This window comes from Desulfosalsimonas sp., assembly GCF_055149105.1.
Window position 1 is genome coordinate 13,268 of sequence record NZ_JBSRLA010000049.1, and the last position, 15,273, is coordinate 28,540.

The window sequence follows — 15,273 nt, forward strand, 5'->3', positions numbered from 1 at the left end:
ACCCGCATCCTGACGCCTAGATTTCGCAGGCCTCTTCTTTGGCCTTGGCCTTGCGGTTTTCAACATAATGCGCTGCTGCCAGCGCGGCCATGCATCCGTCAGCACAAGACAAAACGATCTGGCGGGCGTATTTCTCCCGCAAATCCCCGATGGCATAAATACCGGCAATGCTGGTGGCGCACTGCTCGTCTGTGACCACAAACCCCTCGGAATTGAGTTTCACCCCTGCGGGCACCAGCTCATTGTTGGGCACAAACCCGATAAAAATGAAAACACCGTCAACGGGCAAATCCCGCTGTTCACCGGTCTGTGTGTCTTTTAAGCGCAGATTGTTCACCCCGGATTCATCTGCCTGGATCTCGGACACCACCGAATTCCAGAGCACTTCCATATTGCAGTCGTCTTCCACGCGCTTTTGCAGAATCATGCTGGCACGCAGTGCATCCCTGCGATGGATGATATAAACCTGTTTTGCCAGCTTGGCCAGATAAAGCCCTTCCTCGCACGCGGAATCACCGCCGCCGACCACGGCTACATTCTTGTCCCTGAAAAAAAATCCGTCGCACACGGCGCAATAAGACACACCCTTGCCGTACAAGGTATTTTCCCCGGGCACCCCGAGCTGGCGAGGACTGCCGCCGGTGGCCAGGACAACCGCATGGGTCCTGATCTGCCGGCCCCCGGCCAGGCGCACGGTGTGAAAATCAAGACCCGGCTCCACTGCGGTGACCTCGTCTGAGACCTGCTCCAGGCCGTAGGATGCGGCATGCTCGGCAAACTGCATGGCCAGTTCAGCCCCGCTGATGCGGGTAAAACCCGGATAGTTTTCCACTTCGTCTGAAAGGTTGATCTGCCCGCCGGGAGCGCCCTTTTCAACCAACACCGTCTTTAACGCCCCGCGCATGGCATAAATGGCCGCGGACAGCCCTCCGGGACCGCCCCCGATGATTACCAGATCATATATTTCATTGTCTGACATCGCAAACGCCTCCTCTTAAAAACCATTATAAATCACAAAAAAACCGTTTAAATACAGGCCAATGGTAGCCCCGGAACCATGAAATGTCAAACCGGGGCAGCAAATTGTCAATTTCTCCAGCGCTCGAGATTATCAAGAAAGGTTCTGGCCCGGCGGATGTTTTGTTGCAGTTTGGGGTCATCGGGCCTGAGTTCCAGGCCCTGCTCCCAGGTTTTCAAAGCCTTTTGCAGATCGCCGCGGGTATACAAAAAACGGCCGCGCTCCAGCAGGGTTTCGACTTCCCTGTCAATCCGGTTCTCCAGCCGCCGGCGTCGATCCTTGACCTGCCCTGGTTTGAACGCCTGCATCTCTGCAAGGATTTTTCGGGCTGCCGGCAGGTTGCCGTTTTCCATGGCCCGGTTGAAATCCCGGGCCATGCTTGACCACTTTTCCTCTTTTCGGGTTTCTTCCTTTCGGCTGGATTCAACCCGCAGGTCCTGACGATGAAGATGAATTTCAGCAAGCAGATTCCGGGCGGCGGTGCTTGGCACCAGGCGGTTTGAAAGGCTCAGAACCCGGCCGGCGATGTCGAATTGCCGGTCCCTGATGGCCTGCTGCCCCTTTTCAAAAAGCCGGGTCGCGGCCTGCTCAACAGCTTCTTCAAATTCCCGGTACCTGCGGCGCGATCCATAGCTGTCATGCCGGGCATAAAACAGATTTTCCCGGTTATCGCGGATGGCAAGCAGATAGCGGCCCCGCTCCAGCAGCAATTCAAGTTCATTGTCAAAAATGACCTGCCGGCGCAGGGACTCGTATTGCTTGAACTTTTCTTTCAGAACCGGCGCATCCGGAAACCGGTCACGGGCCATTTGAATTTCGGTCACCGCCTTTGCCAGCCGGTTGTCGTCTGCATATTCCCGGGCCCGGGCAAGGCTCCGCGCGATACATTCCTGCCGTTCACCGGTGCAGTCCGGCTGTTTTACAAAACCCGCGCACCCTTGTAAGGCAACAGCGGCCATCAGAAAAAAAACAAGAACAACAAAGCCACGCATCATTTTTACAATCCGCCCTTTCAAGCACACGCCGGGGAAGCGGCTTCGGCATCGGACCGGTGCATCCAGCCCTTGACGATCATCACCTCAACACCATTGCTAAAGCCCTTGACCTGGATGCGACGGGTCGTATGCGCCTGGACCGGAAACCGGGCGGCAACGTGCTGATAAAAATCCCTGTCAATCAGTATCTGACCGGCATCCGCCAGATCGCACAAGCGCGCGGCCAGGTTGGCTGGCTGTCCAACCACCGTGTACTGGAGCCGATCACGGGACCCGAACAATCCGGCCAGTACAATGCCGCTGCTGATGCCCACCCGCACATCCAGACAAGGAAGATTTTCCCGTCTGCGTTCTTCGTTAAACGCTGCAATGCGCTGCTGGATCTGTAATGCACAGGTCATGGCGTTGTAGCGATGGTCTTTATCGGGCTGGGGGCAGCCGAATACCATCATGGCGCAGTCACCGATATATTTGTCCACGTTGCCGTTGCAGCTATGACAGATCTCTGCAAACCTGGCGAAATAAAGGTTTAATATCCTGGCGATTTCCTCAGGGCTGCGGGATTCGCTAAAGGCCGTATAACCGGAAAGATCGGCAAACAGGACACTGGCCTCCTCCCGGCAGCCTTCCCGGCCAAGATCAGACGGTTCCTTGTCCATGTACCGGGCCGCCACCGGATTGCTGACAAAACGGGAAAAGGTGCGCTCCACCCGGAGCTTCTGCTCCAGGTCGGCGGCCATGCGGTTAAACGCATCGGCCAGGGCGGCAAATTCGCCCTTATAATGTTCCTGCATGCGAAAGCCGTAGTCACCCGATGAAATGGCCTCTGCCCCCTGAATCATTTCATTTACCGGCTTTCCCAGACTCCGGCCCAGCCGGATGGCCGCCAGTGTGATGGTAAGGACCAGCAGGGCCACCACAATACCCCCGGAATAGACCACCCGATTTTTGCCTGCCGCCAGTTCCGATCGATCCAGACCCACCCACGCGGTTGCCCCCACCACATCCTGAAACACAACAGGTGCATGAAACCAGACGATATCGCCCTGCCCCCTGACCGATCCCCCGGTTCGGGAGGCTTCTGCACTCTCAATTTGATGCATGGGCAGATCTCTGCCGGCATGGGCAAGAATTTCATGATCCCGGCTGACCAGAGCGGCGGCAGCCACCGAAAGATTTTCATTCAAGGAATTGACCAGACTGGCCAACCCGAGTTCATCCTCGGTAAAAACGCCCTCAACAGAGCCGGCGCTGAGCTGGGATGCGAGCATGGTTCCGGTTTGCGCAAACTGATTTTCCAGCAGCGCAAATTGCCTGTGAACCAGGCTGTAACCAAGAATACAGGAGGCAATCAGCACCAGGGCGGTCATGACCAGGGCCAGCTTATGTCCGAAATGCCATTTCATTGATTTTAATATCCATTTTGCGGTCCAACCCCTTTATACCTGAATCCGGGTATGTGTCAACTCTATAAAAACAAATATGATTTCAACCGGTTAATAAAAATCGAAAAACAGGCAAGCAAATAAATCCCATATCGCCGGATAATTGTTTGTGTTTGCATCCAGACAGGAGTGTGGTATATTTTAAGCATATGCTCGAAAAATAAAAAATTTGCTCTTTTGGCAACGTGTTGAAATTCTAAAACCCGGGCTGCCTGTTATCAGAAAGGCTCCGAGCAAAGCGAACAAAGATTGAAGGTGCGCGACAAAATGGGGATGTGGGACCGGACGGGGAGCATATTTTTATTTCCCGGCACCCCGCCGGAGATCATCTCAGTGGGAAGCCGGGAATTTTTCGGGTTTTGTGTTTTTTAAAAATTAAAAACCCTTGCTTCTGCTGCGATATCAATGATGGCCGGCGCACCCCCAAGATACATATTGGAAAAAAACTTGCTCTCGTCCACCTGACGAGATTTGGCGCAGGGGATTCAGACGCCTGCCGGGACTTCCTGTTCCACCAGATACGGCAAATAATCATTGGGACAATCGCCGGTCTGGGTCCGGACGGTCAGGTCCCGGCCGGAATCAGCCCAGTTCACGCCGCCGTCGACCAGAAAAAGGTCCACCTGGTGGTTTTTATCATGGGCTACCTTGGCAAACTGAAAACACCGGGTAGCGGCTTCATTGTCGTCTCTGCCGAGAATGAAAATAAAGCGGGCCATTGGGTTATCCTCCTTGGTTAAATGATGAAACGCAAACACAAACCAGAACTGTCAAGTTTGGAATATGAGATATAACACAAAACTTTTCATATGATGTAACACGTCTGCAATGATTTTGCAAAATATGAAATCCGCACGGATTTCCCCTGACAGATGCGGTTTGTATCAAACAGGCAACACATCGGTCCATATGGATTTGGCCCTTATTTTGCATTGGTGTAACCCTGGCTTGTTTGATTGATTGCTGAAAAAGCAACTGAAATAAAAACCCCAAAACCCAACAAGGAGGCCGATCATGAAAAAAGGTGAACACCTGGTAATCATTGGCTGCGGCGGCGTGGGCGGACCGACGGCCATGCTGTCGAGAAAACTCATGCCAGATATTGACATCACGGTGATCCGGGCGGAAAAACGTTTTATTGTCAGGTGAGCGCTTCCCCATGTGGTGGCCGGTCTGGCCCCCGGAGAAGCGATTGTCAATCCGGACAAGATGTTTTCCGACAACAACATTGAAATGCGGATCAACCGGGTCAACAGCATTGACCCAGAGAAAAAGCAGATCACCCTGGATGACGGCAAAACCATTTCCTATGACAAGCTGGTGCTGGGCATGGGGGCAAGTCCTTTTATGCCGCCCATCGACGGGGTTGATAACAACGGGGTGTTTAGCCTCCGGGCCCTTGGCGATGCGGAAAAAATCCAAAACTACATGGAAACCCGCAATCCGTCGAAACTGGTATTTGTGGGTGCCGGATTTATCAGCCTTGAGGTGGCGGCCCTGGTCAAGGAGATGAAAGGCAAAAACTATCAGGTGGACGTTATAGAACTCATGGACCATCCCCTGCCCCTGATGCTGGACCCTGAAATGGGCAAAACCATCCATACCCACCTGGTGGACAACGGATTTCAAATGCATATGGGCCGCAGGGTGGAAAAAATTCTCGGGGAAAACGGGCAGGTCACCGGTGTGCAGCTCGACGACGGCCAAAGCGTGGACGCGGATATGGTCTTTATGAATGTCGGCGCCCGCCCCAACCTTGAACTGGCGGAAAATGCAGGCATTGAAATGGGCCGGTTCGGAATCCGCGTCAATGAATTTTTGGAAACATCAGACCCGGATATCATGGCAGGTGGTGACTGCATTGACAACTATCATTTCATAACCAAGCGATCCACAGGAACCCAGCTCCGGGGACCGGCGGTCATCCAGGGCCGGCTCATTGCCAAGCGCCTGGCCGGCTATGAGATCCCGTTTCCCGGACTGCTGGGCAACAGTGCGGTCAAGATTTTTGACAAACATGTGGCTGCCACCGGGTTTAGCGAAACCCAGGCCCGTGAAGAAGGCTTTGAGCCCGTGAGCGCCACTGTTGAATCCCGCAGCAAGCATGGCATGATCCCGGGTGTTCAACCATGGACCCTGAAGCTGGTGTTTGACAAAAAAACCCATAAGCTCCTCGGCGGCCAGATCATCAGCAGCAGCGGGGAGCCGGTCAAGGAAATTGATGCAGTCAATGCCCTGATTGTGGGCGGTAAAACCATTTCCGAACTCACCACCTTGATGTGCGCCGGAAATCCGGATTGCTCCTCGGAGCCCAGTGCCGAACCCATAACCCTTGCAGCAGAGCAGGCCCTGCAAAAAGCGGGCAAGCCTGCGTAAGCATACAAAAAAACGTTACAGTAACGCTACCTTGCGTTTAAAGGCAATTGCCCCGGTGCGCGTCATTATGGCACACCGGGGTTTTGCATTTGAACAATTTCAATTGGACAATAAAGCCGGAACCATGTATGAACCTTAAGATAAAAATTGAACGCAAATTCCAGATCATACCCGAATACCCCAGCAAGGAGCCTTTGAAATCTTTATGCATACCAAAAACGCAGGCATTCTCCTTGTCCTTGTCTGCCTTGCCCTTGCTTTGCTGATTGTCTTTTTTCGGCTGAGTACACCTCAAAACCAGGATGCACCACTGACCCAATCCAGTCTTGTTCTGGCCCACGACAAGGGCAATATGCCATGGTTTCACCAAAGCTTTTCCCGCCAGGGCAAAAAGGCGGAATCAGAAATCGGCACCGGCTTTATCCCGGCGGCATCGCCGAGCACTGACCTTTATATGAGTCAGATGAAAGCCCGGCTGCCCACCCCCCGGGCCCCTGCACTATTTACCTGGTGGTCGGCATGGCGGGTAAAAGAGCTTGTGGAAAAAGGACTGGTCAGTGACCTGACCCATATCTGGGACCGGTATGCGGATGAATATCCCCGGGAAATCCGGGATGCCTATACCATTGACGGAAAAGTTTACGGATTCCCCTACAGCGTTGAATACTGGCCCATATGGTACAACAAGCCCCTGTTTGAAAAACTGGGCATCAAGGAGCCGGAAACATGGGGGGAGTTCATGGCAGCCTGCCGGAAATTAAAGGCCGCTTCCGTGCCGCCGGTTGCCACGTCTCTGCAGATGAAGTGGTATGCCTGCATCTGGTTTGCAGCCCTGGTCATGGGCGAAGACCCCCTGCTCTACGAGCAATTATGCAATGGCGAGGTCAGGTACACGGATATGCGGGTGAAAAAGGCCATGACAATCTGGGCAGACATGATCGGGAAAGGCTATTTTACCGACCCGTCCCTGAACCTGTTTACCAACGGCGGCCATCTGTGGAACAACGAGGCTTTTGGCATGGTGCTGTGCGGTTCCTGGTATTATTCTACAATACTTCGCCGGCAGGGAGTCAAAAAGGCCGATATCGGCGTCTTTATCCTGCCGCCGCACAATCCAGCGGCTCAAAAAAGCATCATGGATGAGAAATAGCCCATGAGACTCAAAACCCGCCTGCTGATTGTCATTTTCGTGGTCATCTCCGGTCTCATCGGGATTTCCGCGCTGTCGGGCTGGCTTTTGTACAAGGTCCATGAGTTGAAAGCAGCTGAAACCCTCTGCGGCAGAACCATGGACGGGGTGGCCATTCTCAAACGGCTGACCAGCCAACTGCTGATCACCGAAACCCTGGACAATGCGCATTCCCGGTGGCAAACCGCTTACAAATCCCTTGAAAGGCAAATAAAGGCCCTGAATTTGTCACCTGAGGTACAAAACCTTCTGAAAACTGAATCCCAGAAGGGCATGCTCGTTTCCATGAACGCATTCTGGCAAACCACAACCCGGCGCCTGGACCGGGTGAATCACAACATGGCCGGTCTTTTCCAAAACCCGTCTCCTTCCAGGGACGGACTGATCTACCAGTATTTTGACACCAGGGATTACAAGATCCTGCGGATCAAAAAACAGGTGGATGAAGCCTCCCTGTATCTGGGTTCGGAGTTTGAATCCCGGCTTTCCGAACTGATTGAAATGGTGGACAGGGAAATTGACAGGCAGTTAACACTCACGGCCAGAAACATCATCCTGCTCACCCTGCTGATTTCCGCGGCGGTATGCCTGATTTTAACCCTATTTCTATCCAGGCTCCATTTTCACCTTCAGACCTGGCACAAAGCAATGCAGACCTTGGGCAGCGGGGGCTTTCCTGAAAAACTGCCCCTCACCGGCGATCACGAGCTCAACCGGATTGCCGGAGCAATCAATCAAAGCTCAGAGAATCTGGCTGCCATCCATGAGGAACTGCAAAAACGCATTTCTGAACTCCACCGGGCCAAGGAGGAGGCGGAATCGGCCAACCGGGCCAAGGGCCTGTTTCTGGCGAAAATGACCCATGAACTAAAAACCCCCCTGAACGCAATCATGGGATTTTCCCGACTGGCAGCCCAAAGCGTTCAGACAGATGCGGTGCAGCAAAAACAGTTGGCCAGCATAAACCGCAATGCCGGGCACCTGCTGGCGCTGATCAACGAAGTGCTGGCCATGGCCAAAATCGAGGCCGGCAAAGAACAACTCAATGAACAAGCCTTTGATCTGCACGAACTCATGGCTGAAATCGAACAGATGTTTCTGCCCCGTGCCAGGGCAAAGGGTCTTGAAATGATATTCCAGGGCACGTCCCGGGCTCCCCGGCAGATCCGGGCAGACCGGGTCAAACTCTCCCAGATCCTCATCAACCTGATCCAGAATGCCATCAACTTTACCAGCACAGGCAGTATTCACGTTGATGTACTTTGCCCCGGGCCTGAGACAGAAGATCCCACCGGGCTCCGGATGCTTGCTTTTTCGGTTACAGACACGGGATGCGGCATCGACCCCGCAGCCCGTGAGTCCATATTCAAGCCTTTTTTCCAGGCCGAAACCCGCCACCGCACAAGCCAGGGAACCGGTCTTGGCCTGGCCATCACCCGGAACTATATTTCCATGATGAACGGGACCCTCGAGGTGAACAGCACACCGGGAAAAGGCACCTGCTTCCGGTTTGACATCCCCCTGACCGAGATGACCCAAACCGACCGGCCGGATGCAGACACCGGCAAAAAAAGCCACCCTCCCGGGGTTTTTTACACCCAGGGGGATCTGTTTATCAACCCGGCTTGCCAGCCAGAGGGAAGACAAAAACCTGAAAAACCCGATTCACTGGCCCGGAAAATGGACGAAGATGAGATTGCGTCCCGGCTGGTATGCGTGCCGGCCCATATTGTCGAGGAAATGGAAAAAGCGGCGCTCTGTGCTGAAATCGACCGGCTGATGACACTTATCAACGCGGTCAGGGACCATGACGTCAAACTCGCCGCTGTTTTTTCCCAACTGGCAGACACGTTTGACTATGACAGCCTGCTGCATCTGCTGCGGTGCAGCTCTCATCCAACCTCTTATTGCCTTGCAAATTCCCATGAATTTTGAAAAGCCCGACATCGTGGTAGTGGACGACAACCTGGACAATTTGCGCATCCTTTCCGACATGCTGCGCAATCATGGCTATACCCCCAGACCCGCAGCCAGCGGAACCCTGGCGCTTGACGCTGTGAAGGCCAGCCCGCCGGTATTGATCCTGCTCGACATCATGATGCCGGAGCCGGACGGTTTTGAGGTGTGCCGCCGGCTTAAATCCGGAAATCACAGCCGGGATATTCCCGTGATTTTCATCACCGCCCTGGATCAGCTGGAAAACAAAGTCAGGGCATTTGCCGCCGGGGGAGTGGATTATATCACCAAACCATTTCAGGAAGCCGAGGTCATGGCCCGTATTGACACCCACGTGGGGCTTGTGCGGGCAAAGGAACATCTGCGGGAAACCGAAGCCCGCATGCAAAAACTCCAGAAATATGAAAGCCTGGTGCGCATGGCCGGGGCCGTGGCCCACAGGTTCAACAATGATCTGCAGGCGGTGCTCGGCAACCTGGAAATGGCCGTCACTGACTGCGCATCTGAAGGCAGTGCCCCCCAAACCCTGACTGCAGCCATGCGTTCGGCTGAAAAAGCCGCCGGGATAGCCAGACTCATGGTGACCTATACCGGAAAAATCAGGGGCGATAAAGAATCAATGGATCTGGGCAACTGGTGTCAGGACAATCTGGCAGAACTAAATGCCCTTATGGGCAGCCACCAGGCGCTGGACTGCCGATGGCGCCATCCGGCTCCTGTGATTTTCGCGGATGCCGGCCAGATCCGGCAAATGGTGAGCGCCCTTTTGCAAAACGCCCGGGAGGCAACCGGCAAAAACACGGCAGCAATCGAGCTTTCCATTGATACGGTATCACCTGATGCCATTTTGCAGCAAAATCGTTTTCCGATGGACTGGGTTCCTGAAAACCGGAAATATGCCTGCATCCGGGTAAAGGATGCAGGCTGCGGCATTGCTGAAACCGACATGGAAAAAATCTTTGATCCGTTTTTTACCACCCATTTTACCGGCCGGGGCCTGGGCCTTTCCCTGGTCCTGGGCATTGCCATGGCCCATGGCGGCGGTGTTGGCGTTGAAAGCCGCCCGGGTGCGGGCAGCACCTTTCAGGTGTACCTGCCCGCCGCCCGGGAGCCAAAAGCTTAGAAATCCTTGAACTCATCATCATCCAGCGGGATAACCTGGTCGGCTTTCCGGTTATCGCTGCGCTGTGCGCCGGCCTGCTTTTTGCCGGCGCCATTGGAAATCTTTCTCGTCGTAGAACGGAATTTTTCCTGGTGCTGCACCTGTTTGGATGAGGTGCCTCCCCGGACAGCTGAAATCGCTTTTCCGCTTGCGCCCACCATGGCTTCAAGCTCTGCCACCATTTTTTCCATTTCCGAGGCCTGGGAGGACAACTCCTCTGAGGCGCTGGCCGACTCCTCGGCGTCAGCTGCATTCTGCTGCACCACCCGGTCCATTTCCGAAACCCCGGTATTCACCTGGTCGATTCCCTGGGCCTGCTCTTTGGAGGCTGCTGCAATTTCACCAATCAGACTGCCCATTTTTTCCGCGCTCTGCTTGATGGAATTGAGTTGACCGGCCACTTCATCGGCTACATTGACGCCGTTATCCGCGTTTTTCTGGGATTTTTCAATCAGCTCCGAGGTGTTCTGGGCGGCCTCTGCACTGCGCTGGGCAAGATTTCTGACCTCTTCGGCCACCACCGCAAACCCCTTGCCGGCCTCACCGGCCCGGGCGGCTTCCACTGCGGCATTTAGTGCCAGCAGGTTGGTCTGAAAGGCGATATCATCGATTGTCTTGATGATCTTGGAGGTTTCGCTGGCCGATTCCTTGATTTCATTGATGGCATCATTCATTTTCTCCATGGATGCCACGCCCTTGTCCACAACCTGTGCGGTTTCCTTTACGGCATTGTCTGCCTGCTCTGCGTTATCAGCGTTTTGCTTGGTCTGGGCTGCCATTTCCTCAAGAGAGGAAGAAGTTTGTTCCAGACTCGAGGCCTGCTCGCTTGCACCTTCTGCCTGGGATTGGCTGGAAGAAGCCACCTGGCTGGAAGCCGACGACACCTGCCCGGCCCCGGAGCTCAGTCCGTCGACGATTCTGCGGATGGGCGCGGAAATCGATCGGGTCAGCAGAAGCCCCAGACCCAGGGCCAGCACCACGCCAGCAATCATGGCAAACAGATTTAAATTTCGCAGCGTGCTGGACTGGGACAGAGCCCCGGACACCTCATGTTCCGCGATCTCGTCGTTGATGGCAATGACCTTGTCCAGGCGGCCAAATCCGGCATTCATGTACTCCAGTGCCGGCCCCATGGTTTTTTCCGCGATTTCAGAGCGGAGCTGTGCCGTATCCTGTGCCTCTGCGATCAACTGATCAAAATAATCAAATACCGCATCTGAAGATTCCTGCATTTCCTGAGTAAAAATACGGATCGCCTCCTGCTGGTCGTCATTTTCCACGGCCCGGCGGATATCGCCCACTGTCGCGTGAAATTGCCGGTGGGGACGGTCAATGGCCTTTACAACCCGCTGCAGCTCGGAATTTTGGGTTGAAAACCCGGCAAGCCACTGCCCGGCAGCGCACTTGGTTGCGTCATGACCCCCGGAAAAGGAGTCTCCGGTCAACAGCATGTTGGCGACCCTGACTTCCAGGGAATAATGATCGCCCCGGAATTTCTGCAGGTCCCCCAGAAGCGCATCGGGATTTAAAATATCGCGCGAATCGATTTTTTGATGCATCTCAAAAATCTCGTCATTGACCGCCGCCCACTTGGGGAGAATCTCCATGAACTGGTCCCACTGGCGGGATTCCTCTGCTGTCTGGGGCAAAGGTTCATAGACATCAAAGGCCGCCTTGTATTTCCCACGCATATCATCAATTCCACTATACTGCTGTTTTCGCACTTCCTTGGGAAGATCTGGATCAAGCAAAGTACGCAAATTTAATATAATACCCTGCATGGATTCCTTCATTTCCAGTACACTCTGGATACTCGGCAGGCGGACTGCGCCCACCTCATCCATGGCGCGATCGTTTTGCACAGCCCCGTAATACCCGATGCCGCCCAAAAACAGGGCAACCACTGCAACAATGCAAAATCCCGTGATCAATTTGGTACCCAGCTTCATTTTCTTAAACATGTCCCCCCCCTTTTTTTTGATTTCAAGATGAAAAATGATTCCACCCTTTTTGTTTTACTTGGCATTATCCGGCGAACAGGAAATATTTGGCAAACCTTGAACCGGATCAGAATTTTGACTTTGTGGAGCTGATTTTTACTTTTTTGCTCCTTTGGCAGACCGGCTCAGTTCGAAAAAAGTTTCCATGAGTTCCAGGTTGAGCATGAACCGGACCTGAAACTCCTCGATGCGGATGGGTTTTTCAATACAGTCACTGGCCCCGTAACGAAGCAGCATGAGCCGCTGATATTCGGTCTTGGGTTCGCAAAGGGCCAGAACCGACAACCGGTCTTTTTTAAAATCATTGCGAACAGACTTGATCAGGGCAAAATTTTGATCCGCGCACATCTGCCCGTCAATAATGAGCATCCGGATATCCGGATGCTGCTGCAGGTCCCGGCGCACTTCTTTTTCATTGCGGGCCTCGGTCAAAAAGTGGCCCTTATGGGACAGAAGCCTGCGCATCAGGGTCCGGTTGACCTTTTCCGGGTCTGCAAGAAGAATTTTGAAATTTCGGGCAAACAACACCCGCTTGATCAATTGCAGGATATAATCCAGGTGATATCCGCCGGCATCCGGCACATAATCAATCACATTGGGAAAAGCGGCGATTTGTTTTGCCGAAACCGGAACCCCGTTTGTGATCACAATGGTTGGGATGCCGTCCAGGGGGGCATAGTCTTCCGGGCTTGCCGACAGGTTGAGGATCACTGCAGCCGGCGGCCGGCTGCGGTCAGAGGCTTTTTTTTGCGCCGATTCAACGCTTTGTGCAATCCGGGCGGAGACATCCAGATGGGCATGGAGATGGCCGGCCACGGATTCGGCCAGCAGCGGGTCCGGTTCGATGATCAGGATATTTGACACGGGTTTTTGTCCTTGTTTTTTCGTGCGGATGGTTCCAATGCACGGCCAGAGCCAAGGGGCGGTTGGCCCCCTGAAATTTACTTATCGGGCGGCAAGGCAAAATATTAAGTCAGAAAGGAAGGATGGTAAAAAAAACGGGATGCACAGAAATCGCCGGACGGGGTTTTTCCAAATTGCCGAAAAGAAAAAAGCCCCGGCCGCATCGGCTGCGGCCGGGGCACGGGGGGGGAAACTAGGGGTTCATTTCATATGTGTCTTTTAATGCATAAACATGATTTTCCCAGAATCGCAGAAAACGTTCATGGTCATCCACGGGTTTTCGGATCATTTTTGTGCACCACTGCATCTGGTTTTCCGTGGTATCGGCCTTGGAGTAAAGCTGCAGGGCATATCTGGAAAAATCGCGCACCATAAAGTCAAAAATCTGTTCGAGCAGATCATCTTCAAACTTTTCAATTTGATATTTTTCAATAATGAGCTGGCCATAGGCCACCAGGGTAAAAATCTCGCCCACAGCCAAAAGGAAATCAATGTTTTTGGCCTGCTGTGCATCCGGGGCCGCGTTGACCAGAAACTGCTGAAACACGCCGATCTGTTCCTTGAAGATGTTGACATTGGGCATGTCCACGCTGTTGTAGGCCAGGTTGAAATCATGGAACTGGATCTTGCCCAGCCCCCGGGTGGGGCCCTGGTGGAAAAGAAAGGTGTCGTCTGCCGGATCATCTCTTTTGGGGATTTCCGGAAACTGGCCGGGATTGAAAAAATAATTGGCCATGAACTTGATGACCAGGGCCATGTTCACATGCACGGTGCCTTCCAGCTTGGGCAGGGACCGGATGTCTTTGGCCGCCATTTCAAAATAGACATCCTTTTCAAACCCGCGGGCGGCAATCACGTCCCACAGCTCGTTGATGACCTCTTCACCCTGGGTGGGCACCTTCATCTTGGTAATGGGGTTGTAGAGCAGATACCTGCGGTCCTCTGCGGATGCCGAACGCATGTAGTCCGTTGCCCGCTGGGAAAACAGCTTCATTGCCGCCAGGCGCGCGTAGGCATCCACAAAAAGCTGCTTGATGTGGGGAAAATCCGTGACGTATTTGCCGTAAAGATTTCGACTGGCCGCGTGGTTGATGGCCTCGTAAAAACAATGGGTGGCAATGCCGATGGCCCCCCAGCCGAGGTTGAACTTGCCCACGTTGACCGTATTCAATGCTGAATCCCACGCTTCCCGGCCGTAGGACAGGATTTCATCGTCTGTGACCGGATAGCCGTTTAGCTGATATTCGGCCACATAGCCCTCCCAGTTGACCACGTTTTGCACCAGGTCATAGTTTTCATGCCTGGGATCGGCCACAAAAAAGACATATTCGTCCGTTTCTGAATCCTTGCCAAACGTGGAGACCAGGGCGGCCTCATTGGCGTTTCCGATGTAGTACTTGCCCCCGTCTGCAACGTATTTGTTATCTCCCAGAGGGGTTAAGCTCATGTCCGAGGAATAGAGATCCGCGCCGTGTTCTTTTTCCGAAAGGCCAAAGGCAAAAATGCCGCCGTCTTTTAGCAATTGGGCGGTTTTTTTCTTGATCGCATCATTGTTGCCCATGAAAATCGGCCCCAGCCCCAGGATGGTGACCTGCCAGGCATACCAGTGCGACAGGTTGTAAAAGGCCAGGATCTCGTTGAAATCGCAGTTGCGATAAGTGTCCCACCGCTTGTCCGAATCCCCGTCCACCACGTGCTCCTGCGGGGTCAGCAAAGTGGCAAACACCTCGTTTTCCGCCAGAAACTTTAAAAAATCCGCATACCATCGCCGCTCATGGGCGTCTTCCTTGAGCCGGGCCTTTCCCCTGGACTCGAAATACTCGATGGTCTTTTGCATCAACTCCCTGGACCGGGGATCCAAATGGTCAAATTTTTCTGTTTTCGGATTCAGCAGCATGTTATCTCCTTATATCTGAATTAAAAATATGGGTGACTATATAATGGTTGGAAATTCATAAAAGCACAACAGAACAAAAAGATCAGATACGAACCCGGGCGGGGATTGTCAAGAACAGAATTTTAAAATCCTTTTCATCGCCCGTTATTCTGAACAGAATTGCAATGCATGACCGAACTCAATCCACCGCCCTTCTAACTTCATAAAAGTGACTGTTCGTGCTTGGTTCTATGATTTTCGCATGATGCCGGCCCGGTGGCGGTTTGCTCCCTGCTGACCGCTTGCGCGCTCAATGCGACTCGCAAACCACCCCCGGGCCGGCATCATGGCCG

The 15,273-nt window shown here is 53.5% G+C and carries 12 protein-coding genes; 5 read left to right on the forward strand and 7 right to left on the reverse strand.

The window, feature by feature from the left end; translation table 11 throughout:
• Positions 1-16: 16 nt before the first annotated feature.
• The 4 genes from trxB to ACTCIA_RS12050 all read right to left on the reverse strand — a co-directional run bounded on the left by trxB (position 17) and on the right by ACTCIA_RS12050 (position 4,177).
• On the reverse strand, positions 17-979 hold the full coding sequence (gene trxB, locus ACTCIA_RS12035; RefSeq protein WP_463002067.1) for a thioredoxin-disulfide reductase: 963 nt from the start codon (positions 977-979) through the stop codon (positions 17-19).
• A 107-nt stretch (positions 980-1,086) separates the two neighbouring features.
• Positions 1,087-2,013 carry a hypothetical protein gene (locus tag ACTCIA_RS12040; RefSeq protein WP_463002068.1) on the reverse strand — a complete coding sequence of 309 codons (927 nt, stop codon included), beginning with the start codon at positions 2,011-2,013 and terminating at the stop codon, positions 1,087-1,089.
• A 17-nt stretch (positions 2,014-2,030) separates the two neighbouring features.
• Entirely contained in the window at positions 2,031-3,419 is a 1,389-nt protein-coding gene (locus tag ACTCIA_RS12045) for an adenylate/guanylate cyclase domain-containing protein (RefSeq protein WP_463002069.1), read from the reverse strand.
• A gap of 524 nt (positions 3,420-3,943) precedes the next feature.
• Positions 3,944-4,177 (reverse strand): DsrE family protein, encoded by a 234-nt coding sequence (locus tag ACTCIA_RS12050; protein ID WP_463002070.1) that lies wholly within the window; start codon positions 4,175-4,177, stop codon positions 3,944-3,946.
• A gap of 295 nt (positions 4,178-4,472) precedes the next feature.
• On the opposite strand from ACTCIA_RS12050, the gene ACTCIA_RS12055 reads away from it, so the two are divergent.
• The 5 genes from ACTCIA_RS12055 (at position 4,473) to ACTCIA_RS12075 (ending at position 10,102) form a co-directional block, all read left to right on the forward strand.
• Positions 4,473-4,607 carry a hypothetical protein gene (locus tag ACTCIA_RS12055; protein ID WP_463002071.1) on the forward strand — a complete coding sequence of 45 codons (135 nt, stop codon included), beginning with the start codon at positions 4,473-4,475 and terminating at the stop codon, positions 4,605-4,607.
• A gap of 12 nt (positions 4,608-4,619) precedes the next feature.
• Positions 4,620-5,834, forward strand: a complete 1,215-nt coding sequence (locus tag ACTCIA_RS12060; RefSeq protein WP_463002072.1) for an FAD-dependent oxidoreductase — start codon at positions 4,620-4,622, stop codon at positions 5,832-5,834.
• A 205-nt stretch (positions 5,835-6,039) separates the two neighbouring features.
• Positions 6,040-6,984, forward strand: a complete 945-nt coding sequence (locus ACTCIA_RS12065; RefSeq protein ID WP_463002073.1) for an ABC transporter substrate-binding protein — start codon at positions 6,040-6,042, stop codon at positions 6,982-6,984.
• Positions 6,985-6,987: 3 nt separating this feature from the next.
• Positions 6,988-8,958 (forward strand): sensor histidine kinase, encoded by a 1,971-nt coding sequence (locus ACTCIA_RS12070; protein ID WP_463002074.1) that lies wholly within the window; start codon positions 6,988-6,990, stop codon positions 8,956-8,958.
• Positions 8,948-10,102, forward strand: a complete 1,155-nt coding sequence (locus tag ACTCIA_RS12075; RefSeq protein ID WP_463002075.1) for a sensor histidine kinase — start codon at positions 8,948-8,950, stop codon at positions 10,100-10,102. Before ACTCIA_RS12070 ends, ACTCIA_RS12075 begins: the two co-directional genes overlap by 11 nt.
• Here ACTCIA_RS12075 and ACTCIA_RS12080 read toward each other — a convergent pair.
• From ACTCIA_RS12080 to ACTCIA_RS12090, 3 genes are all read right to left on the reverse strand, one after another.
• Positions 10,099-12,102 carry a methyl-accepting chemotaxis protein gene (locus tag ACTCIA_RS12080; RefSeq protein ID WP_463002076.1) on the reverse strand — a complete coding sequence of 668 codons (2,004 nt, stop codon included), beginning with the start codon at positions 12,100-12,102 and terminating at the stop codon, positions 10,099-10,101. The two genes, ACTCIA_RS12075 and ACTCIA_RS12080, sit on opposite strands and share 4 nt — an antisense overlap.
• A gap of 135 nt (positions 12,103-12,237) precedes the next feature.
• Entirely contained in the window at positions 12,238-13,005 is a 768-nt protein-coding gene (locus ACTCIA_RS12085; protein WP_463002077.1) for a response regulator, read from the reverse strand.
• A 232-nt stretch (positions 13,006-13,237) separates the two neighbouring features.
• Positions 13,238-14,941 carry an acyl-CoA dehydrogenase family protein gene (locus ACTCIA_RS12090; protein WP_463002078.1) on the reverse strand — a complete coding sequence of 568 codons (1,704 nt, stop codon included), beginning with the start codon at positions 14,939-14,941 and terminating at the stop codon, positions 13,238-13,240.
• Positions 14,942-15,273: the final 332 nt, after the last annotated feature.